Source organism: Streptococcus sp. NM, from assembly GCF_003390135.1.
In the GTDB taxonomy this organism is placed as follows: domain Bacteria; phylum Bacillota; class Bacilli; order Lactobacillales; family Streptococcaceae; genus Streptococcus.
On the sequence record NZ_QUOS01000004.1, the window covers coordinates 72,115 to 93,741 of the forward strand.

Sequence of the window (21,627 nt, forward strand, 5' to 3'; positions counted from 1 at the left end):
CATTTCCTTAATCCGAGAGTTCTTATTCTTGACGTTGTCCGAAATCTGCAATCATCTGCTCCATTTCTTGTCGACTCGGAGTTGTTAGCATATAAAGGTAATCTCCTTGAAGTTCTGCAAAGGCTGCTGGCATGATTTTCTTAACCTTGAACTGCTGGTTGTATTTAGCAAGCAAGTCCTCCTCAGAATAGACATAATGAGCATTTGCACGACGTGATGTAGCCAAACAATACTGAGGTTCAAAGTCTGACGCTGGGAACTCTTCTCCTGCGACAATGGATGCATATCCACGATAGAGGTCCAAGGAATGAGCAAAGTTATAAACATCAATTGTAAAACCACCTGCGGGACGGTTATTGTACTCAATAGCAATGTAATCGTCCCCCTCACGGAAGAACTCGATATGGAAGAACCGTTCTTTCATACCAAATTCTTTGACGATAGCCTCACCATATTTACGTAATTTGGGATCCATATCCTTAAGAACATAGTAGGAATTGTCCATCTTATACATCATGAGATCAAGCGGTGTATAGGCGTAGTCAAAGGTTGTTGAAAAGACAATCTTACCATCCTTGTCCACAAGCCCATCAAAGGTACAGATTTCGCTGGAAGTGACAAATTTTTCAAAGAAATAAACAGTTGAATGATCCCATTCGGCCTTGAAGTGATTGATATCGTCTTCAGTCTCAAGTTTAAAGGTTGCGGCTGCCCCAACTCCATTATCAGGTTTGGCAATCATTGGAAGACCGATTTCTTTCACTGCTTGATCCACATCTGCTTCCGTCTTAATAACAGCTCCAGGGACTACAGGGACACCAGCTTTTTTGAAGAGTTTCTTCATTTCAGACTTATATTTTGTCTTTTTGAGATCCTCTGGTTTGGCACCAAAGACATTGAATTGTTCTCTGAGTGCTGCGTCCAGCTCAAGCCAGTATTCATTATGAGATTCGATGCGATCAATTGGGCCATGCTTATAAAAGAGAAAAGCAACTGCACGTTTGACTTCGTCTGTGTTCTCAAGATTATCAACACGGAAATATTCTGTCAGGCTATTACGTAAAGGTTCATCCAATTGCTCGTAAGGCTCTTGACCAATTCCCAAGACGGTAATACCTTTATTGGCTAGTTCGATGGTAAACTGTTGAAAGTTTTGTGGATAGTAGGGAGAAATAACAAGGTAATTCATAGGTCACTCCTTTTATAAATAGAGATTGCCGAGGAAATAAGGCATTTGTTTGCGCCACCATTCCCAGTCGTGGGCGACATCGTGTCCCCATTCAGCAAACCAGGCTGGAATTTGTTTCTGGTCAAAGGCTTCTTTAAGCTTGTAGAAAGATGGTAGACCGTCTTGTTCCCAGGCTCCAAGACCCGTACACAGCACAATCTCTGCCTGACGGTAACGGTCAATAAACCAGCCGTCATTCTGATTCCAGATATAATCTACTGGCGAGTTTTGATAAATAGCATCGTCATTGTAGTAATCGCCAACAAAGAAACGTGCGTCGTAAACACCACTAAGAGCAATCACCTTGGTAAAGACATCTGGATGTTGGAGAAAAAAGTTGACTGCATGGTAGGCGCCCATCGAGCAACCTGTCGTCATCATACCATCAAACCAACCTGTCTTATGCTTGATAAAAGGAATGGCCTCATCAATCACATAGCGCTCGTAGGCACGGTGCATCTCTGCTTGGTCGTGACCATTTTTCCAAGTGGCCAACCAGCTCTCACTGTCTACACTGGATAGGGTAAAAAACTGGACACGGCCTTCCTCGATAAAGGAAGCACAAGCATCAATCATGCCAAAATCATAGTATTCATTGTGACTACCACCTGATGAAGCAAAGACCACAACTGGAATCCCAGCATGTCCATAACGATTAAGATACATTTCACGGTTAAGATTGCCACTCCAGTGGCTAAGGTTTTCAATATGCATTTGATTTCTCCTTTTCTAACTTACCATTTCTCTGCAAAAAATCTCAGACAGTCTGGTAAATTCTCCGACCAAGGGATTTCACTATGGATGGCACCAGACTGAACTTTCAAGACAAGATTATCCAGATGAACTCCCCCAGCTATCAAATCATGATAATAGCGAAGCGACGAGTCGATATAAGCTTGTTTGATATTACCAGCCATCAGAGTCTTGTCAGTATCATCCGCTTCTTCCGTTCCTACATAGATGAAGATGCGCTGGTCAGGCGACAGTTTTTGGCGCTCGATATAACGGTTAAATGCTTCTTGGTGGAGCCAGTTTGCAGATGAAAAGACGCCTAGGCAACCAATTTGGTCTTGGTATTCCAAACCGATAAATTGGGTAATATTGCCTCCTAGTGAGGAACCAATCATAGCCGTATGTTGGCGGTCAGCTTTGGTACGGTAGGTCTCATCGATAAAAGGTTTGACCACATCCATGACAAACTCGGCATACTCCACACCTTTACCACCAAACTGCTGGCCTGGGATAGGAGATTCTTGGAACTTCCAAGCCGCATACTCATTCATACGCCCCATACCATCATTGTCAATGGCAACGACAATCATGCGACTGATATCGGGATTGCGCTTAATAGCTGGAATAATCTTCCACGAGTGACCAATAAAGGACTCCTTGCTATAAAAAACATTTTGCCCGTCATGAAAGTAAACAACAGGATAGGAACGATTCGTGTCTTTCTCATAATCTTTAGGCAAAAGAACACGTACACGGCGTTCCTTACCTGTATAAGGAACCTTGAGTTTGTGTTCTTTCATTTTTAAATAAAAGTAGGATTGATTCATTGTCAGAAAACTCTCTATATTCAAAATTTTATTTCATTATATCACAATTATAGAAAAAAAGTTAGTTTTGCTTCCATTTTTGGAATTAAAAACTAACTTTTTCATCTATTTTTCTAAATTCTTTTGGATTTTCTGATTAGAGAAGATTGTCAATCAAGTCATCCACTTCATCTTTTTCAGCCTGCGGTGTAATCTCAGTAATCATGATTCCTGCTACTGCTCGCTCTACTAATCCTTCAACATCCATACGCGCTTCGTACTGTTCTGCATTTTTAATCTTAGGATTGGTCTTAGGACGGTCAGGTGCAAAAATCGTACAGCAGTCTTCAAAAGGCTGGATAGAAATTTCAAAGGTGTCAATTTCCTGAGCAATGTCAATGATTTCCAACTTATCCATTGTCACAACTGGACGGATGATGGGAGTGTTGGTAATGGCATTGATAGCCTGCATGCTTTCAAGGGTCTGGCTAGCTACTTGACCAAGACTTTCCCCATTGATGATAACTAAACCATTTCGTACCTCACGAATACGGTCAGTAATCCGCATCATAAAACGACGCGTCAAGGTCATAAGGTAAGCTTCTGGCGCTTTAGCCTTGATTTCCTCTTGAATCTCTGTAAAAGGAACTTCGATAAACTGGATATTTCCACCAAACTTGGTTAATTTACGGGTCAAATCTTGGGCTTTTTTAAGAGCACCAGGACTCGTGTAAGGTGGACTGGCAAAGTGAACTGCCTCAATATCTACACCACGTTTCAGCGCAAGATAACCTGCTACAGGTGAGTCAATCCCTCCTGACAACATGAGCATCCCTTTACCTGAAGTTCCAACTGGCAAACCACCAGCCCCACGAATGGTTTCATAAGAAAGATAGGCTGCTTCTTCACGAATCTCCACTTGGAGATTGATATCAGGACTTTTCATTTGAGCTTTCACATTTGGAATGGCTTCGAATACAGCCCCTCCAAGTGTTTGGTTGAGTTCACGACTATCCAACTCAAAGTTGTGGTCGCTACGCTTGCTAGAAATTTTAAAGGTCATGCCATCCTTGTAGATGTCCTGCATAATCTCTTGGACAGCAGACTTCAGAACTTCTACAGATTTTTCAACCTTATAAACAGGGGAAAAGTTTTGAATTCCAAAAACTTGTTTGAGCGATTCTGCTACTGCTGTGTAATCTGCTCCATTGAGGTAAGCGTGGGCACGGTCACGATCTGCCGTTACCTTAACTTGGGGATAGATAGACAAAACGTCTGAAATATTATTGCGAAGTTTATTGATGAAACGCATACGGTTTTTGCCCTTGGTTGACAGCTCACCGTAGCGAATCATAATTTCTGAATACTGCATGAATGCTCCTATCTTACTTTTCTAGTTTGATTGTAAATCAATTTTAACTTGGTCAAAAACTGCTCGACCTGACTCATATCATTTTCAAGGTCTAGGCTAAGACGCACGGCTGACTGGGCCTTATCTTTATCCACTCCCATGGCAATCAAGGTGCCTGCAGGTTTCCCAGCCTTGGAAGAACAAGCAGAGGTCGTTGAGATGAAAATATCATAGTCTTCAAAGGCGTGAACAATGACTTCACCACGAACACCCTTGATTCCAAAAGTCAGAATATGAGGGGCAAAGTCTTCCTCATCTGAAAAGACAAAAATATCTGGGTAGTCCAGAAGGGCTTGGCGAATCACTGCCTTCATCTGTCCTATCTTACTCGTAAAGAAATCTAGCTTTTCCATGGACAAACGGAGAGCCTTGGCTGTCGCTGCAATCCCTGCCACATTTTCAGTTGTCGAGCGATAATCACGTTCCTGACCACCACCTGTTAAAAGAGGCGTAATCTTCTTGCCATACTTGATATAGACAAAACCAACACCACGAACTCCGTGGAACTTGTGACCAGAGAAAGTCGCAAAATCCACTCGTTCTGTCAGATATTTTTCAGTCGGAATCTTGGCAAGAGCCTGAACCGCATCAACGTGGAAGGAAATAGTCGGCTTATCTGCCAAGAGTTCTGAAATAGCCTTAATGGGCTGAACAGAACCGATTTCATTGTTCACAGCCATGATGGAAACGAGGGTCGTATCAGGTCTTATCAAATCTGCTAGCGCCTCAACATCCACAAATCCTTTCTCATCAACTGGAGCAAAATCCACTTCAAATCCTTGACTTTTCAACCAGAGAGCTGACTCTTTGACTGCTGGATGTTCAATGGCTGATACGATGATGTGCTTGCCAAACTGGGCTTTTTCAAAGGCCACACCCTTGATGACCCAGTTATCTCCTTCTGTCCCACCAGAAGTAAAGAAGATTTCATCACTTTTCTTACCGATTAAATCTGCAATCTGTTGACGGGAAGCATCTAAAATTCGTGTTGCCTGGTCTCCCAAACGATGGAGACTAGATGGATTTCCTAAAATTTTTGAAGCGACCTGCATATAAGTTTCAAGGGCTTCAGGATAAGGCTTGGTCGTCGCCGAATTATCAAAGTAAATCATGTTTTCTCACGCTTTCTAAAATCACTTCTTCTATTGTATCATGAAACGGAGCTTGCGACAAGAAAGGGCAATTCCTCTTTTTTTAAGATTTTTTTAAAGAAATGCGGTATAATAAATTTTAGTTAAAGGAGAGAATGTATGTCTAATTATCGTAGAACTTCAAAACCAAAAACAGAACACATCAAAAAAGGCTTTACGGTCTTTCAAAAAACCGTTGCTACTATCGGTAGTATTCTCGGCTTAATTACCGCAAGTATCACTATCATGAACGCCTTGGATAATAACAAAAATACTAAAAAAGAACCTACGACAAGCCAGACGACAACAATTGTCAAAGAAATTCAAAAGGAATCCCCTCAGGAAAACACTAGTCCTAATAAGGAAAATAACACTTCTCAAGAAAAACCACAACAAGAAGAAACACCAAAATCCGGCGTCAAGGAAGAGAAAAAAGAAGAGCAGAAAACAGCAACTCAGGACTCTACTACTCCTGCTCCAAGTAAATCTACTACTGAAAATGAAAAACAGTCCAATACTACAAATTCAGAAAATAATACCAATCAATAGCCAGTAAAATAGCTTCTCTCCAAACTTGGAAAGAAGCTATTTTTTTATTGTTGCAATACTTTTCTTGGTTTGGTTCCTTCAGCTGGACCAATGACACCTGCCATCTCAAGTTCTTCCATAAGGCGGGTCGCACGGTTAAATCCAACAGACAAACGACGCTGAATCATGGATGCGCTGGCTTTCTGAGTTTCGATTACCAAAGCCTTGGCTTCTTCAAAAAGCGGATCTCCACCATCACCACCATCTGAAAATTCTCCTTCATTTTCAGAAACCTCACCTGGATCAAAACTCTCATCGTAGTCCGCATCAGCCTGAGCCTTGATGAAGTTTACGATGCGCTCGACATCATCATCCGAGATAAAGGAGCCTTGGAGACGAACTGGATGATTTTCATCAATTGGTTTAAAGAGCATATCTCCACGTCCAAGCAGTTTTTCCGCTCCATTTTCATCCAAAATCGTACGGGAATCTGTTCCTGATGAAACTGCGAAAGCGACACGAGAAGGAACATTGGCCTTGATCAGACCAGAAATGACATCAACGGATGGGCGCTGGGTTGCAAGAATCATGTGGATACCTGCAGCACGCGCCTTCTGTCCGAGACGAATGATAGCATCTTCCACTTCCTTGCTGGCCACCATCATGAGGTCAGCCAACTCATCCACAATCACGACAATGAGCGGTAGCGGAACCTGCTTGTACTCAGACTGGGCATTGAACTCTTCTACCTTGGCATTAAAACCTGCAATATTCCGAACTCCCACCTTGGCAAAGAGTTCATAACGATTTTCCATTTCATCCACGACCTTTTGCAGAGCCTTGCTGGCCTTGCGTGGATTGGTCACAACTGGAATCAAGAGATGAGGAATGTCATTGTAAACAGACAACTCAACCATCTTGGGATCGACCATCATAAATTTAACTTGGTCTGGTCTTGCCTTCATGAGAATGCTAGCTATAATGCCGTTAACAGCTACTGACTTCCCTGAACCCGTTGAACCTGCGACTAGCAAGTGGGGCATTTTAGAAAGGTCAAAAGCTCTTGCGGTGCCATTAACAGCCTTTCCTAAAGGAATTTCCAAGAGATTTTCTGCTTTTGTTTGAGATTGTTCCCATAGTTCGCGGAAAGATACAGTCGCAATCTCAGAGTTGGGTACTTCGATTCCGACTAGGGATTTCCCTGGGATAGGTGCTTCAATCCGGACATCCTTGGCCGCCAAGGCTAGAGCGAGGTCATCTGCGAGATTGGAGATGCGGTTGACCCTTACACCCACTGCTGGCTTGACTTCATACTTGGTCACTGATGGCCCAATTTCGGCCCGTTCAACTGTTACCTTGATACCGAAGCTAGCAAAGGTTTCTTCTAGGATTTTGATGTTTTCTCGAACGATTTTCTTTTCTTTAGACTGGTCCTTGGGTTTATCAGGTGCAAAGAGTTGTAAGCTTGGAAGTTTGTACTCAAGAGCCTCCTTGGCTGAAAAATCGACCTGAACATCTTCATCATCAGAGCCATCTTCCTGTTCAGCGAATTCAAGTTCAACTTGAGGCAAGATGATTTCTGGTTCTACCCACTCTTCATCTGGAAAAGGTGGAACGTCAAGTACAACATCTTCTGTCAAAATTTCACCTGTTTCCATATCAACAGGAGGCAAATCGAGCAAGGCTTTCTCAGCTGCTTCTTTTTCTAATCTAGCTTCTTCCTCAGCTTTTTGACGAGCTTTTTCTTCTTGTTTGACAAAGCGTTCCTCTTTTCGACGCTCATGCCCTTCCCGCCATTTGGCAAAGCCTCTACTGAAGAATTCAGCAATATCGTAAACAGACCAAGGACTGACTAGGAGGGCTCCAGCTAAAATCAAGATAGAACCAATAAAGTAAGTGCCGACATTTGAAAAGAGAAAGGCAATTGGCATATAAAGAGCGACCCCAATCAAGCCTCCTCCAGCAAAACTGGTCGTTCGAAAACCAGTCAAATCCGTCACAACCTGAGCCATGGTCCCTTTTAATACCGACTTGTCCAAACCATATTTCCAAACTAAGTAGGCCTCAAAAATCAAGAGTAAACCTGCAAATATGGTGAAAAAGCCAGATAGGAGCCCTTCCTGTTTTCGGATCCACTTGAAAAAGAAGAGGTAGAGCAGGATACCAAATATTGCCAGATAAGCTAGGCTACCCACCAGCAAGCGTATTAAATTGTAAAGGGTGATACCTGCAGCTCCTAATTTGAAGGCTGCGAAAATCAATAAAAGCGCGATTCCCAACGAAATCAACATTCGTTGAATCGCTTCTTTTCTTTCGAGTTCTGCTTTAGACGGTCTCCGTCTTGTTTTACTTGTATTCTTGTTTGCCATTCTTCTATTATACCACATTTCACAGGCATTTCGGAAAGAGAAAAAGACTGCACCAAACGGTCCAATCTTTTTATTTTCTATCTAAGTTTTATGCTTGTGGTTTGCGTAGGTAACCATAAACCACACCACTTACAATTGCTCCTACTAAGACAAAAACGAGGTAAAGAAGGGCATTAGAAGTAAGGGCAATAACGAAGATTCCTCCGTGTGGTGCCATGAGTTTGATACCAGTAAGACCAACGAGGCCACCTGCTACTGCTGAACCAAGGATAAAGCTTGGGATAGCACGAGCTGGGTCAGCGGCACCAAATGGAATCGCTCCCTCAGTGATAAATGATAAGCCCATGATGATGTTTGTCAAACCAGAGTTGCGTTCTTCCTTAGTAAATTTATCTTTGAAAAGAAGAGTTGCGACAAAGATGGCAAGTGGTGGTACCATTCCTCCAGCCATAACTGCTGCCATGGCTACAGAACCTCCTGAAGAAACAGTCGCTGCAAGCGTACCTGTACCAAAGACATAGGCTGCTTTGTTAACTGGTCCACCCATGTCAACAGCCATCATTCCACCAAGGACGATACCAAGAAGAACAGCTGATCCTCCTCCAAGACCACCAAGGAAGTCATTCATAGCAGTGTTGATTGCCACCATTGGAATGTTAACTGCCAGCATAACAAATCCTGTCAAAATAGTTCCAAGAAGTGGCAAGATGAGAATTGATTTAGCACCTTCAAGTGAACGAGGAACTTTAACGTATTTCTTGATAGCAAGAACCAAAGCACCTGCGATAAATCCACCAACAAGAGCACCTAGGAAACCAGATGAGACACCTGCAAGAGTTGAAGTTGCTTCACCACCTGCTGTATAAGGGATTTTCCCAAAGGCAAAACCTTCTTTGGCAATAGCACCAGCCACGAAACCTGCTACCAAACCTGGTTTTTCAGCGATAGAGTAGGCAACATAACCTGCAAAGACTGGAAGCATCAAACCAAATGCAGCGCCACCGATTTTCATGAACATAGAAGCTAACTCATGGTAGGAACCAAGATTGCCAAGGTTTTCATTTGGAACACCTAAAGCACCATCAATCAAGAAGGCAAGGGCAATCATGATACCACCACCTATAACGAATGGCAACATTTGAGAGACACCACTCATCAAGTGTTTGTAGAAGGCGCCACCAAGGCTTTGTTTTTCGTTAGAGGCTGTTGCATCTTTTGCTCCATTAGCGGCACGGTAGACTTCCGTATCTCCTGAAAGAGCCAAGTTAATCAATTCTTCTGTTTTACGGATACCATCAGCAACCGGACGACTGATCAATGGTTTGCCATCGAAACGATCCATTTCAACTGCCTTGTCTGCTGCGATGATAACCGCTTTAGCCTTACGGATATCTTCAGCAGTTAGTTGGTTTCCAACACCGCTAGCACCGTTGGTTTCGACTTTGATACCAACCCCCATTTCAGCAGCTACTTTTTGAAGGGCTTCTTGGGCCATGTAAGTGTGGGCAATACCTGTCGTACAAGCTGTAACAGCCACGATAAAGTCACCAGAGTCATTAGCAGGTGCTTGAACAGGCTCTTCAGTTTTTTCTGAAGCTTGGTCAAAGAGCTCAATGACTTGGTCAGCTGATATTACTTGGCGAAGTTTGTCTGCAAATCCGTCTTTCATCAAGTATTGAGACAATTCTGCCAAGGCTGCTAAGTGAGTATCATTGGCACCTTCTGGAGCTGCAATCATAAAGAAAAGGTCAGTTGGTTGCCCATCCAAGCTCTCGTAGTCAACACCCTTGTTTGACTTGGCAAAGAGAACTGTCGCTTCTTTTACAGCAAAATTTTTGCTGTGTGGCATTGCGATTCCGTCACCCAAACCAGTAGAAGTCAAAGCTTCACGCGCCAAAATGCCTTCTTTAAAGGTTTCAAAATCTGTCACATAACCGTGGTCTGTCAAACTTTTAATCATCTCGTCGATGACAGCTGTTTTTTCAGTTGCCTGCAAATCCAGCAACATGACATCTTTTCTCAATAGGTCTTGAATTTTCATCGTTTTTCTACCTCAACTTTTTCATATGTTTCTTTAATAAATTCTGCCGTTGCCAAGTCATCTGAGAATGTCGTTGCTGTTCCACAAGCAACTCCCCATTTGAAGGCTTCTACTGCATCTTTTGATTTGACAAATTCACCTGTGAATCCGGCAACCATAGAATCACCAGCTCCAACTGAATTTTTGACTGTCCCCTTGATTGGTTTAGCAAAGTAAGCTCCCTCAGATGTGACAAGAAGGGCACCGTCACCAGCCATAGATATAATAACGTTTTGAGCACCTTTAGCCAGTAACTCGCGAGCATATCTCTCAATTTCATCTAAACTTTCGAGTTTAACCCCAAAAATCGCTCCAAGTTCATGATTGTTTGGTTTGACCAAAAGCGGCTGGTAGGCCAAACTATCAATTAAGGTCTGTCCTTCAAAGTCACAAACCACTTGCGCACCCGTCTGACGCGTCAAGGCAATCAAATCCTTGTAGATGACATTTCCTAGGTTTTTAGCACTTGAACCAGCAAAGACAACTGTATCTTCTGCTGTCAGACTAGATAAAATAGCTTTCAATTCTTCTAGCTGGGCTGGCTCGACATTTGGACCAGTCCCGTTGATTTCTGTTTCTTGGTCTGCTTTGATTTTAACATTGATACGAGTATCTTCTGCCACTTGGACAAAACGTGTCTCGATTTCTTCATCAGCCAGAGTATCTGTGATAAATTTACCTGTAAAGCCACCGATGAAGCCTGTCGCAGTATTTGGAATATCCAAGCGTTTCAAGACACGGCTAACATTGATTCCCTTACCACCAGCAAACTTATCATCACTGTCCATACGATTGACACTACCGACTTGGACTTGGTCCAAACGAACGATATAATCAATAGACGGATTGAGTGTGACTGTATAAATCATACTTCTATTACCTCCGTTTTCTCCTTAATGGCCTGCAAGAGCTCATGCCCTTGACTTGTAATAACAATAGCTCGTTTGAGTGGTGCTACCTTAGCAAAGCAAGTTTGTCCAATTTTTGACGAGTCCACCAAGACATAAGTCTGTTTGGCATTCTCCAAAATAGCACGCTTCACAGCTCCCTCTTCCATATCAGGAGTCGTATAATAACTATCGTCCACACCATTCATCCCGATAAAGGCACGGTCAAAGTGCAATTGGTTAATCTGGTTAAGAGCAACACCCCCGATACTCGCATCTGTCGCCATCTTGACACTTCCTCCAACCATGACAGTTGGAATCTGCTTTTCAACCAACTGAGCAGCATGGTGAATCGAGTTGGTCACGACTGTAACATTCTTATTGACCAATTCATGAATCAAAAAAGCAGTTGTTGTTCCAGCATCGATAAAAATGACATCTTGTTCCTTGATGAGAGAGGCTGCTTTCTGAGCCAGTAACTTCTTCTCTTGAAGGTTTTTGACAGATTTTTCTTGAATGGTTTCTTCTTCCTGCAAGGAATGGGGCAATTCTGCTCCACCATGTACGCGACGAAGCTTGTTTTCTGCTTCCAACTCATCCAAGTCTCTTCGAACCGTTGATTCTGACGTTTCTAACAAACTAACTAATTTTTCTAGAGAAACTACATGATGTTGATGTAACTCCTCTAAAATCAGTTGCTTCCGCTCTGTTTTTAACACTGAATCACCTCCTGTTATCGTTTACACTATTCATTCTATCACACTTCCTTTCAAAGTCAAGCATTTTTTATCACTTTCTGTCAAATTCTATCATTTTTCTTATTTCCAGAATTTTTATTGCAAGATAAGAGCCTTTATGGTAGACTATTTGAGTAAGTATTGGAAGATTACTCAAGAGGCTTAAGAGGCCGTGTTGGAAACGCGGTAGGCGTGTAACAGCGTGCGTGGGTTCGAATCCCATGTCTTCCGTTTATTTTAAAAAAGATACCCAAGAAATCTTGGGTATCTTTTTTCTTATATGCTTGTTTTATAACTCGGGTGAATTTCTTAGAAAATATCAAATAACAATTTCACATTGAGAATTGTTAAGATAATGGAAACGATATAGCCAAGGATGGTATTCCATTTGGCATTGGTAAATTCTCCCATCAGTGATTTCTTAGAAGTTAGATAAATCAGTGGGAAGATTGAAAATGGAAGAGCAATCGAAAGAAAGACTTGTGAATAAACCAATAACTGATCCAATGTTTTTTCCTGATGACCAAACAGAACCGCTACAATCATGACAGGCAACAAGGCAAAGAGACGAGTTGCCAAACGAATGAACCATTGAGGTAATCTCATATGCAAGAAACCTTCCATAACGATTTGTCCAGTCAAGGTACCCGTAATCGTCGAATTTTGACCACTGGCTAATAAAGCCAAGGCAAACAAGGTTGATAAGGTCGAGCTAGCTATAGCTCCTGCAATAGTAGAATCCTGCAAGGCATTATACATTTGAGAGAAGGCAGAAATCTCAGATGCATGGCCGAAAAAGAGAGCCGCCCCGAGAATTAATAGAAGGGAGTTAACCACAAAGGCCAAGGATAATTGGAGATTTGAATCCCAGGTCATAAAGCGCACGGCTTTTCGAACATCATTCTTGTCCTTGTGATTGATTTTCCGAGTTTGAGACAAGGAAGAATGCAAATAGAGGTTATGGGGCATAACCGTTGCTCCCACGATCCCTAGTGCCAAGGTTAATTGACTTTCATGCCCTGGCAAGGGACTTTCAAATAAGGTTGCATTCGGTAGATAACCCTCAACGATTCCTTGGAAGCTTGGATGTGACAAAGCTACCAGATAGGTAAAAATTGCTAGAATGGTTAAAATCAGTGTTGTCACAATAGCTTCAATCTTCTTAAAGCCAAATTTCATCAGAAGCAATAAGAGAAAAACATCCAACACGGTCAAGAGAATTGCTATCATAATCGGAATCTTAAAGAGAAGATTGAGAGCAATCGCTGAACCTAGAACTTCTGCCAGGTCTGTCGCCATCAAGGCCAACTCCAAAATCACCCATAAGCTATAACGAAGCCATTTGGGTGAATGATGACCCGTTGCTTGAGCCAAGTCCATTTGAGTTACAATTCCAAGCTTTCCTGCCATCTGCTGAAGCTGCATAGCAATGAGTGATGAAATCAAGATGACAAATAAGAGACTGTACTTATAGGATGCACCTCCAACCACACTGGTTATCCAGTTTCCTGGATCCATATAACCAACTGCGACAAGGGCACCTGGACCCAAGAAGGCCTTTAAATTTTGCCAGAAATGATTGTTATTTGGAGTATCGATAGATTGATTAATCTCAGAGAGTGACACTTTTTTATGAGAAGACATAGATACTTACCTCTTTCTAAACCTACTTTTTCATTATTTTCTATTAGAGAAAAATAAGATTGACTTTAAACTATTAAAACAATGAAAACTATATGAAAAACATTTAGTTTTTTCATTATTTTTATTAAGGCACCTTAATATTTTTCTTAAGGCACCTTAATTATAACAGAAAATATGATAAAAACTTAAGAAAATTCAGGACTTGCTTTAATATTTAGGATACAACTGAAAATTGTATCCTTTTTGTAAAAAAGAATACCAAGGAATACCAAAGAACAAAATAAAAAACGCTGTAAGTACAACGTTTTAGAAAGGAATGCAAAATAATAATGGAGCCGGTGGGAGTCGAACCCACGTCCAAACATCTGCTAACATATTTGTCTACAACCATAGGTTATGTATTGTTTTAACAGCTCCTCGACACATAACTCAAGCCTAGGAACTGCGAGCCTATAAATCTCTTACCAAACTGCTAGACAAAGTTTGATCGTATCTCGCTAATAATAAGACCTGTCATTGAACACGAGCAATCCAAATCGGGTCACGCCTGCTGGTTTTTAGGCAGCTAGAGCGTAAGAAGTGTTATTTTTTGCAGTTATATTTAACTGAGCGTTTACGTCGCCACACGAGTCGCAAAATATGCCTCATAATGCCTGTCGAATCCGTAACGACCCCAAAAGACAACAAAACCATTATACCTTATCTAACTCAAAAATGCAAAAAGGAAAGCAATTAACTACAAAAGATAGTCTTTCAAAGATTTTGTCAAAATCTGATAACCAGCAACACTGAGATGCAGTCCATCAGTTGTATATTCTTTTTTGAGTTGACCTACTTGGTCTGTCAAACTATCAAAAACTGGCACAAATTCTACCTGCATATAGGCTGAAGCAAGCTCTCGATAGGCTTGATTCCATTTCTGGATTTTTTCATTCGTGCGGATATAGACTGTCTGCTTGTACTCCTCTCCCTCATTGACTGGCAAAATGGAAAGCAATTTAATCTCAGTCAATGGATAATCGCGAGTAATGGATTGTATGATAGCTTCGAGATTATTGAGAGCCTCATTCACAGGCACATCTTTTCCGATATCATTTGTCCCAATCAAAAGGACAATTTTATCTACTGCTCCACCATAAAGATGCGCATCAAGATTTTCTAATAACAGCCCTGTCTGATAGCCACGAATTCCTCGATTGACAATCGTCTTTGAAGTCCCAAATAGTTCCTGCAGAGGATAGTATTCGACAATGGAATCCCCAATAAAAAGAATGTCTGGCTCTACAACAGAAACCTGATTTAAGTGACGATACTTGGTTTGGATTTTTTCTTGTTCCTTTAGTAACCAATTTTCTAATAACTGTACTGCCACTTCATTCTCCTTTTTCTAACCAGTTTTCCAAGACTTGATAAACTCCGCCTTGGCTGTTGGCTGGTGCTAGAGCAGTAGCCACAGCTTTGGCTTTATCATCAGCATTTTCCATCGCATAGGCAATTCCAGCCATTTCAAGCATTTCAACATCATTTTCACTGTCACCAAAAGCCATGATTTGTTGGGGAGTCAAGTCCCAACGCTTGAGTAATTCTTCCAAGCCCCATGCTTTATGAATTCCAGCTTGAAGGATATCAATGCAACCATAGCCACTCGATACAGCCCGAACGCGGCCATCAAAGAGGTCATTGATTTCTTCCAAAACCGAACTCAAACGTTCCTCACCAACAACCATACTCATCTTGAGAACACCACCAAAGAGGTCAGAGGTTAATTCATCCACAAATTGCATCCGTTGGTAGAATTTTTCAATCATTTCTGGAGTCATAAAACTTTCAAGGTCTGTAAAAATCGTACCTTCTTTGACGAAACCACCCTTCATCCCCGTTACAACAAACTGATCCTGACACGATCGACCCTCGAAATAAGCCAAGGCCTTATCGACAATGACATCATCCCAAGTCTGAGCCTGAATCAGTTCATTGTTTTCAAAAATACGAGCACCGTTGGCAACCACCAGAACCACTCGATCCACCAAGTGCTCCAGTAGTTGCCTCATACGGTGAATTTCATTGCCCGTAGCGATGACAAAACGAACGCCCCTTTGATCCAACTGATCTAAAATCTTTTCCAAGCGTGGGAGATCAAGCTGGCCTCTAGCATCCAGCAAGGTCCCATCCATATCTGTCGCAATTACTTTAATCGTCATTTACTTTCCTCTGAATTCAAGCTAATCCCACTTCAATCCTACATGTTCGTTCATTTCTTTATAGGCTGCATCAATTCGTTCCTTAGTCGCTTCATCTAACTGATCACGATGACTGCCACCCTCGATAAAATCTTCTAAGATATAGGTTTGATAATGATATAGGGGATATCCTTCTGGTGAAAAGGTTCCCTTTGGTGTTCGATTGACCCAAGTTGGATGAGCTTTAGCTGTGTCAATAGTTGTTTTTCCACCTTTTTTCTTGACAGTTACATCCATAAGAACACCACGCTCTGTCCACTTCGCATTGTCTACACCAGTCATTGTTTCAATACGTTGGTTAGAAATAAAGTTTCCCATAGAATAGATGATAAGTTTTTTCTCTCCATCTTTTTCAACAGTCTCTGATGGCTCAACTACATGTGGATGGCCTCCAAAGATAATATCCGCTCCCCATTCAATCATCTTGTGGTACAAAACCTTTTGCTCTTCAGTCGGTTCTATGCGATACTCAACCCCCATCTGAGGCATGATAACAGTAATGTCCGCTTCCTTCTCTGCACGCTCAATTTCAGCCTTCATCTTATCTTCGTTTAGGTCTGAAAGATAGCGGTTATAATCTTCTTGAGAAATACTTTGCTCAATTCCATTAAATCCATAAGAATAAGCCAAAAGTGCAACCTTGATACCGTTCACTTCCTTGATAACGAGCGGAGCTTGATCACGTGACTCGTGCGTATAAACTCCAATAGGTGTCATTCCTGCCTTTTCAATTGCATCTGCCGTTGAAATAACTCCTTCAATTTGAGAATCTAAAACATGATTATGGGCTAAATCTAAAACATGATACCCAGCATCTTTAATAGCATCCATTACTTGACCAGGAGCATTAAATAAAGGATAGCCAGCTAGATAATGATCTTTATTAATGGTCCCTTCAAAATCACCTATTGCCAAATCTGCCTGCTTAAGCCAAGGAGTTACGTATTCAAAATTCTCATGAAAATCATAGCTGCCATCTTCCTTTTTAGCTGACATATAGATAATATCATGGTAAAGTAAATCTCCATGGGCCATAATACGAGCACTTGTTTCTTCTTCCTGATCTTTAGATTTTTGATTTGTCTTATTTGCTTCTTTAGAAATGGCATCCTTTTTTTGACTGGTCAAGGGGATTCCTTGGAAAGTTTCAAACAGCAAGACCAAGCCCATTGATAAAGCAACTGCTAGCAAGAGTATCGCCACAAATCCCTTATTACTCCACTTGCGATAACTCCTAAAAAAGTTTACAAAGCCCCTCATAAAACGAAAAACTGGTCCACGTTTATGTCTATCTTGTCTTCTTTGCATCTTCATTCTCCCTACTTTCTAATGCAAGCCTTTTCTTTTTATTATATCACAGATAAGTAATTCTTTCACAATTGAATCGAACCTAGTAGGTATTTTCTATAAAAGCTAGATGCCGAAATGCTTTCATTCCTTATCATTTTGTGATATCATGTAGAGGTAATGAAAGGAGAGAAAATGTCTGCAATAGAACGTATTACAAAAGCTGCTCACTTAATTGATATGAACGATATTATCCGCGAAGGGAATCCTACTCTACGCGCAGTTGCTGAGGAAGTCACTTTCCCCCTATCTGATCAAGAAATCATTCTTGGCGAAAAGATGATGCAATTCCTCAAACATTCCCAAGATCCTGTCATGGCTGAAAAAATGGGGCTCCGCGGTGGAGTTGGACTTGCTGCTCCTCAATTAGATATCTCAAAACGCATTATCGCTGTTTTGGTACCTAATATTGTTGAAGAAGGCGAAACTCCAGAGGAAGCTTACGACTTGCAAGCTATTATGTACAATCCAAAAATCGTCTCTCACTCTGTTCAAGACGCTGCTCTTGGCGAAGGAGAAGGTTGCCTATCTGTTGACCGTAACGTGCCTGGCTATGTTGTTCGCCATGCCCGCGTTACTGTTGACTACTTTGACAAGGATGGAGAAAAACACCGTATCAAACTCAAAGGCTACAACTCCATCGTTGTTCAGCATGAAATTGACCACATTAACGGTATCATGTTTTACGATCGTATCAATGAAAAAGACCCATTTGCAGTTAAAGATGGTTTACTAATTCTAGAATAAAGAAAATCCCGTTGTAAGACGGGGTTTTGTGTTATAATAGAGGCATGAAAACAAATGATATTGTCTATGGCGTCCACGCCGTTACCGAAGCTCTCCTTGCAAACACTGGCAACAAACTCTACCTCCAAGAAGATCTCCGAGGTAAGAATGTTGAGAAAGTCAAGGAACTGGCTACAGAAAAGAAGGTGTCCATTTCTTGGACTTCAAAAAAATCCCTCTCTGAGATGACTGAAGGTGCTGTCCACCAAGGTTTTGTTCTACGAGTGTCTGAATTTGCCTATAGCGAGCTAGATTACATTCTTGCCAAAACACGCCAAGAAGAAAATCCTTTGCTATTGATTCTGGACGGGTTAACCGACCCCCATAATCTTGGTTCTATTTTGAGAACAGCAGATGCGACCAATGTTTCAGGAGTCATCATTCCCAAGCACCGTGCTGTCGGAGTAACTCCTGTCGTTGCCAAAACAGCCACAGGTGCTATTGAACACGTTCCGATTGCCCGAGTAACCAATCTCAGTCAAACTTTAGATAAACTCAAGGATGAAGGCTTCTGGACCTTTGGAACGGATATGAATGGGACTCCTTGCCATAAATGGAATACAAAAGGGAAAATCGCCCTCATCATCGGAAATGAAGGAAAAGGCATTTCTAGCAACATCAAAAAACAGGTAGATGAAATGATTACCATTCCTATGAATGGACATGTTCAAAGCCTTAATGCCAGTGTTGCTGCAGCTATTCTCATGTACGAAGTTTTCCGAAATAGACTATAAAAAAAGTTTCCAGTCATCTGATTGGAAACTTTTTTATGATTAACTATGTTCGGTGATAAACTTATAAGCTTCTTGACCAGCGATAGCTCCATCTCCAACTGCTGTTGTTACTTGGCGGAGGTCTTTCAAGCGAACATCTCCAACTGCAAAGATACCGTCAACTGCAGTTTTCATGTGGTTATCTGTCACAATCCATCCAGCCTGATCTTGGATATTCAATTCTTTAACAAAATCGCTAAGAGGGTCCAATCCAACATAGATAAAGACACCACCAAAGGCTTGTTCTGTCACTTGACCTGTTTTCACATTTTCAAATACGACAGATTCTACTCGGTTTTCGCCCTTGATTTCCTTCACTACAGAATCCCAGATAAAGCTGACTTTCTCATTCGCAAAGGCGCGGTCTTGTAAAACCTTTTGAGCACGAAGTTGGTCACGACGGTGAACAACGGTCACAGTCTTAGCAAAACGAGTCAAGAAGAGGGCTTCTTCAACAGCTGAATCTCCACCACCGACTACCAACAAATCTTGGTCACGGAAGAAAGCACCATCACACACGGCACAGTAAGAAACACCACGACTGTTCAGTTCTTCTTCTCCAGGTACTCCCAAAGGACGGTGTTTAGAGCCAGTCGCTACGATAACTGTACGTGTTTCATACGTTCGGTCATCAGTAATCACTTTCTTAAAATCACCATGGTCTTCGACATTTTCAACATAACCATAAATGTGCTTAACACCAAGATTTTCAAGCGGTTCAAACATCTTTTCTGCCAATTCTGGCCCACTAATATTAGCGTATCCTGGGTAATTTTCAATATCAGATGTATTATTCATCTGACCACCTGGCAGACCACCTTCAATAAGAGCAACTTTCAGATTGCTTCGAGCAGCATACAAGGCTGCAGTCATCCCTGCAGGTCCAGCACCGATAATAATAGTATCGTACATATAGATTCCTTCTTTCTTGTTGTAACTATCTTTATTCTAACTCTTTCTTGTCAATCAAGCAAGGATTATGCCTTGAAAACAAGAATTAAACTCATAACCGCAAAGGATAATACCGGAACAACCAAGACCCCAATCATAATCATATCATAGAGATGGGCTTGGCGAGCCTTGGCTGTCTTATCAACTCCCGACATGGCTCTCAGTCCAATCCAAATCCCTAAAAAAATCAGGACGAGGATGGTGGTCAAGATCAAACTCTCGAAATATAAAGAAAATAGTTGCAGTAGCATGATTTCTCTCATTTCTATCTTTTTTAAAGAGTAAACTCAGCTAGTCCAGCTAACTGAGTTTTCCTTTATCTATTATATCAAATATAAGTCCGTTTGTAACTAGCGAAGAATTCTTTTGTCCGCTCTTCTTTAGGATGGTGGATAATCTCATCCGGTGTTCCAGACTCGATGATTTTCCCCTTATCTAAGAAGAGAATCTTATCAGCCACTTGGGCTACAAAGGACATGTCATGACTAACCAAAATCATAGTTTGACCTGACTTAGCAGCATCTGCAATAGACTTTTCTACTTCACCAACCAATTCTGGGTCAAGGGCTGAAGTTGGTTCGTCTAAGAGTAAGACATCTGGTTTCATAGCGAGAGCACGCGCTAGGGCAACCCGTTGCTTTTGTCCACCTGATAAATGGCGAGGATAATGGTTTTCGCGGTCAGAAAGCCCAACCTTAGCCAACTCTTCCTTGGCAATCTTAGTCGCTTCTTGATCAGATAATTTCTTAACAACAACCAAGCCTTCTTTCACATTATCAAGTGCTGTGCGGCGTTCAAACAAATTAAACTGTTGGAAAACCATAGACAGCTTACGGCGTAGGGCAAGGATTTCTTCTTGAGTGATCTTAGAAAAATCAACTGAGAAATCATCAATCTGAATAGAGCCACTGTCAGGTGTTTCAAGATAATTGAGACTGCGAAGGAAGGTTGATTTCCCAGCTCCTGAAGAACCAATCAAGGCTACAACTTCCCCTTTTTGAATATCTAAGTTCAGATGATCCAAGACAGTCTGTCCTGAAAAGGATTTGCTTAAATTCGAAATCTTAATCATTAACGAAGGTCTCCTTTCACATCTGTTTGCACTGTATCGGGTGCAGAAATAGCCATTTTTCTCTCGATGAAACGACCGAGGCTTTCAATTCCGATATTGACTACCCAATAAACAAGGGCAACGGAAATAAAGCGTTCAAAATAGCGGTAATCAGCTCCGCCTAGAATCTGAGCTTGGGCAAAGACTTCCACAACACCCGCACTGAAGGCTAGAGAAGTCCCTTTGGTCAAGCCGATTAGGGAATTGATTAAAGTTGGAGTCGCCACAACTGCTGCATTTGGAATAATCACGCGACGATAAACTTGTGCTCGGGTCATCCCCAGACTGCGTGCCGCCTCAATCTCACCAGGATTGACTGAGAGAATGGCTGCACGAATAGTTTCACTAGCATAAGCTGCCTCATTAAAGGCAAAGGCGACAATTGCAAAAGCAGCGGCTGGAATCGCATTGATATTAAAACCAGTTCCCCATTGCTGATTGAGAGCTTTCAAAGCCAAAGGGATTCCGTAGTAGGTCAACATGAGTTGCACTAAAATCGGTGTCCCTTTTAAGAAACTAACAAAGAAGGCCTGCAAGGGATATAAAATCTTGACACGATTGATTTTCACAATGGCAAAAAGAAGTGCCAAAACCAAGCCAAAAAGAGCACCACCAATTGTCAACATAATCGTTATTGGAAGTTGTTGGACAATTCTCGGAATTCCATCAAAGACCGAACGCAAGCTAAAAAGCTTGCCATCCGGAATCAATTGCATCAAGTTTTGATACCAATCTGATGCTAAAATCGTTGTAACATTCATAAAAACATCCTCTCCTGATAATGATTCATTCTACCATACTTCTGCCGTCAATGAAATTATTTGCTACGGTCAGGTACAGACTTTGTCTACCTACTAGTTTATCATA

20 protein-coding genes, 1 tRNA gene and 1 other RNA gene are annotated in these 21,627 nt (G+C 41.6%); 4 read left to right on the top strand and 18 right to left on the bottom strand.

The features are described 5' to 3' along the window. Positions 1 to 22: 22 nt before the first annotated feature. The 5 genes from DXN33_RS07490 to DXN33_RS07510 all read right to left on the bottom strand — a co-directional run bounded on the left by DXN33_RS07490 (position 23) and on the right by DXN33_RS07510 (position 5,289). Positions 23 to 1,189 (bottom strand): acetyl-CoA carboxylase biotin carboxylase subunit family protein, encoded by a 1,167-nt coding sequence (locus DXN33_RS07490; RefSeq protein WP_115904749.1) that lies wholly within the window; start codon positions 1,187 to 1,189, stop codon positions 23 to 25. A gap of 12 nt (positions 1,190 to 1,201) precedes the next feature. Continuing rightward, a complete protein-coding gene (locus DXN33_RS07495; protein WP_033687156.1) occupies positions 1,202 to 1,942 on the bottom strand; it encodes an esterase family protein in 741 nt (246 codons plus the stop codon). Positions 1,943 to 1,962: 20 nt separating this feature from the next. Next, a complete protein-coding gene (locus DXN33_RS07500) occupies positions 1,963 to 2,787 on the bottom strand; it encodes an alpha/beta hydrolase (RefSeq protein ID WP_115904750.1) in 825 nt (274 codons plus the stop codon). Positions 2,788 to 2,923: 136 nt separating this feature from the next. Continuing rightward, the gene (gene thiI, locus DXN33_RS07505) at positions 2,924 to 4,138 is read right to left on the bottom strand and encodes a tRNA uracil 4-sulfurtransferase ThiI (protein ID WP_115904751.1); all 1,215 of its coding nucleotides are present in this window, start codon (positions 4,136 to 4,138) and stop codon (positions 2,924 to 2,926) included. An 8-nt stretch (positions 4,139 to 4,146) separates the two neighbouring features. Then, complete coding sequence (locus DXN33_RS07510; protein WP_115904752.1) at positions 4,147 to 5,289, bottom strand: cysteine desulfurase family protein; 1,143 nt, start codon at positions 5,287 to 5,289, stop codon at positions 4,147 to 4,149. 138 nt (positions 5,290 to 5,427) lie between these two features. Between DXN33_RS07510 and DXN33_RS07515 the strand changes: the two genes are divergently transcribed. Continuing rightward, positions 5,428 to 5,856 (top strand): DUF6556 family protein, encoded by a 429-nt coding sequence (locus DXN33_RS07515; protein ID WP_049488572.1) that lies wholly within the window; start codon positions 5,428 to 5,430, stop codon positions 5,854 to 5,856. A gap of 44 nt (positions 5,857 to 5,900) precedes the next feature. Here the strand turns inward: DXN33_RS07515 and DXN33_RS07520 are convergent, their stop codons facing one another. From DXN33_RS07520 to DXN33_RS07535, 4 genes are all read right to left on the bottom strand, one after another. Continuing rightward, the gene (locus tag DXN33_RS07520; RefSeq protein WP_115904753.1) at positions 5,901 to 8,204 is read right to left on the bottom strand and encodes a DNA translocase FtsK; all 2,304 of its coding nucleotides are present in this window, start codon (positions 8,202 to 8,204) and stop codon (positions 5,901 to 5,903) included. A gap of 88 nt (positions 8,205 to 8,292) precedes the next feature. Then, complete coding sequence (locus DXN33_RS07525; protein ID WP_115904754.1) at positions 8,293 to 10,245, bottom strand: fructose-specific PTS transporter subunit EIIC; 1,953 nt, start codon at positions 10,243 to 10,245, stop codon at positions 8,293 to 8,295. After that, the gene (pfkB, locus tag DXN33_RS07530) at positions 10,242 to 11,153 is read right to left on the bottom strand and encodes a 1-phosphofructokinase (protein ID WP_115904755.1); all 912 of its coding nucleotides are present in this window, start codon (positions 11,151 to 11,153) and stop codon (positions 10,242 to 10,244) included. Before pfkB ends, DXN33_RS07525 begins: the two co-directional genes overlap by 4 nt. Then, complete coding sequence (locus DXN33_RS07535) at positions 11,150 to 11,890, bottom strand: DeoR/GlpR family DNA-binding transcription regulator (protein ID WP_115904756.1); 741 nt, start codon at positions 11,888 to 11,890, stop codon at positions 11,150 to 11,152. The genes pfkB and DXN33_RS07535 overlap by 4 nt, the downstream gene beginning before the upstream one ends. A gap of 161 nt (positions 11,891 to 12,051) precedes the next feature. Here DXN33_RS07535 and DXN33_RS07540 point away from each other — a divergent pair. After that, positions 12,052 to 12,139 (top strand) — tRNA-Ser (locus DXN33_RS07540). A 78-nt stretch (positions 12,140 to 12,217) separates the two neighbouring features. Here DXN33_RS07540 and DXN33_RS07545 read toward each other — a convergent pair. From DXN33_RS07545 to DXN33_RS07565, 5 genes are all read right to left on the bottom strand, one after another. Further along, positions 12,218 to 13,552, bottom strand: coding sequence for an Nramp family divalent metal transporter (locus DXN33_RS07545; RefSeq protein ID WP_115904757.1), 1,335 nt, complete (start codon positions 13,550 to 13,552; stop codon positions 12,218 to 12,220). A 327-nt stretch (positions 13,553 to 13,879) separates the two neighbouring features. Then, positions 13,880 to 14,227, bottom strand: a transfer-messenger RNA (tmRNA) gene (ssrA, locus tag DXN33_RS07550). 61 nt (positions 14,228 to 14,288) lie between these two features. Then, complete coding sequence (locus DXN33_RS07555; RefSeq protein ID WP_033685213.1) at positions 14,289 to 14,924, bottom strand: SGNH/GDSL hydrolase family protein; 636 nt, start codon at positions 14,922 to 14,924, stop codon at positions 14,289 to 14,291. Between the two features lies 1 nt (position 14,925). Further along, complete coding sequence (locus DXN33_RS07560) at positions 14,926 to 15,753, bottom strand: HAD family hydrolase (protein WP_084863135.1); 828 nt, start codon at positions 15,751 to 15,753, stop codon at positions 14,926 to 14,928. Between the two features lie 21 nt (positions 15,754 to 15,774). After that, entirely contained in the window at positions 15,775 to 17,100 is a 1,326-nt protein-coding gene (locus DXN33_RS07565) for a CapA family protein (RefSeq protein WP_115904758.1), read from the bottom strand. 174 nt (positions 17,101 to 17,274) lie between these two features. Here DXN33_RS07565 and def point away from each other — a divergent pair, with 174 nt between their 5' ends. Continuing rightward, positions 17,275 to 17,886 carry a peptide deformylase gene (def, locus tag DXN33_RS07570; RefSeq protein ID WP_004260025.1) on the top strand — a complete coding sequence of 204 codons (612 nt, stop codon included), beginning with the start codon at positions 17,275 to 17,277 and terminating at the stop codon, positions 17,884 to 17,886. A gap of 44 nt (positions 17,887 to 17,930) precedes the next feature. Next, complete coding sequence (rlmB, locus tag DXN33_RS07575; protein WP_000855753.1) at positions 17,931 to 18,659, top strand: 23S rRNA (guanosine(2251)-2'-O)-methyltransferase RlmB; 729 nt, start codon at positions 17,931 to 17,933, stop codon at positions 18,657 to 18,659. 39 nt (positions 18,660 to 18,698) lie between these two features. Here rlmB and trxB read toward each other — a convergent pair whose 3' ends face one another. The 4 genes from trxB to DXN33_RS07595 form a co-directional block, all read right to left on the bottom strand. Further along, complete coding sequence (gene trxB / locus DXN33_RS07580) at positions 18,699 to 19,610, bottom strand: thioredoxin-disulfide reductase (protein WP_115904759.1); 912 nt, start codon at positions 19,608 to 19,610, stop codon at positions 18,699 to 18,701. Between the two features lie 65 nt (positions 19,611 to 19,675). After that, positions 19,676 to 19,900 carry a DUF4059 family protein gene (locus DXN33_RS07585; RefSeq protein ID WP_000926599.1) on the bottom strand — a complete coding sequence of 75 codons (225 nt, stop codon included), beginning with the start codon at positions 19,898 to 19,900 and terminating at the stop codon, positions 19,676 to 19,678. 77 nt (positions 19,901 to 19,977) lie between these two features. Further along, the gene (locus tag DXN33_RS07590) at positions 19,978 to 20,721 is read right to left on the bottom strand and encodes an amino acid ABC transporter ATP-binding protein (RefSeq protein ID WP_000590982.1); all 744 of its coding nucleotides are present in this window, start codon (positions 20,719 to 20,721) and stop codon (positions 19,978 to 19,980) included. Continuing rightward, on the bottom strand, positions 20,721 to 21,521 hold the full coding sequence (locus tag DXN33_RS07595) for an amino acid ABC transporter permease (RefSeq protein WP_001103445.1): 801 nt from the start codon (positions 21,519 to 21,521) through the stop codon (positions 20,721 to 20,723). The genes DXN33_RS07590 and DXN33_RS07595 overlap by 1 nt, the downstream gene beginning before the upstream one ends. Positions 21,522 to 21,627 lie beyond the last annotated feature (106 nt).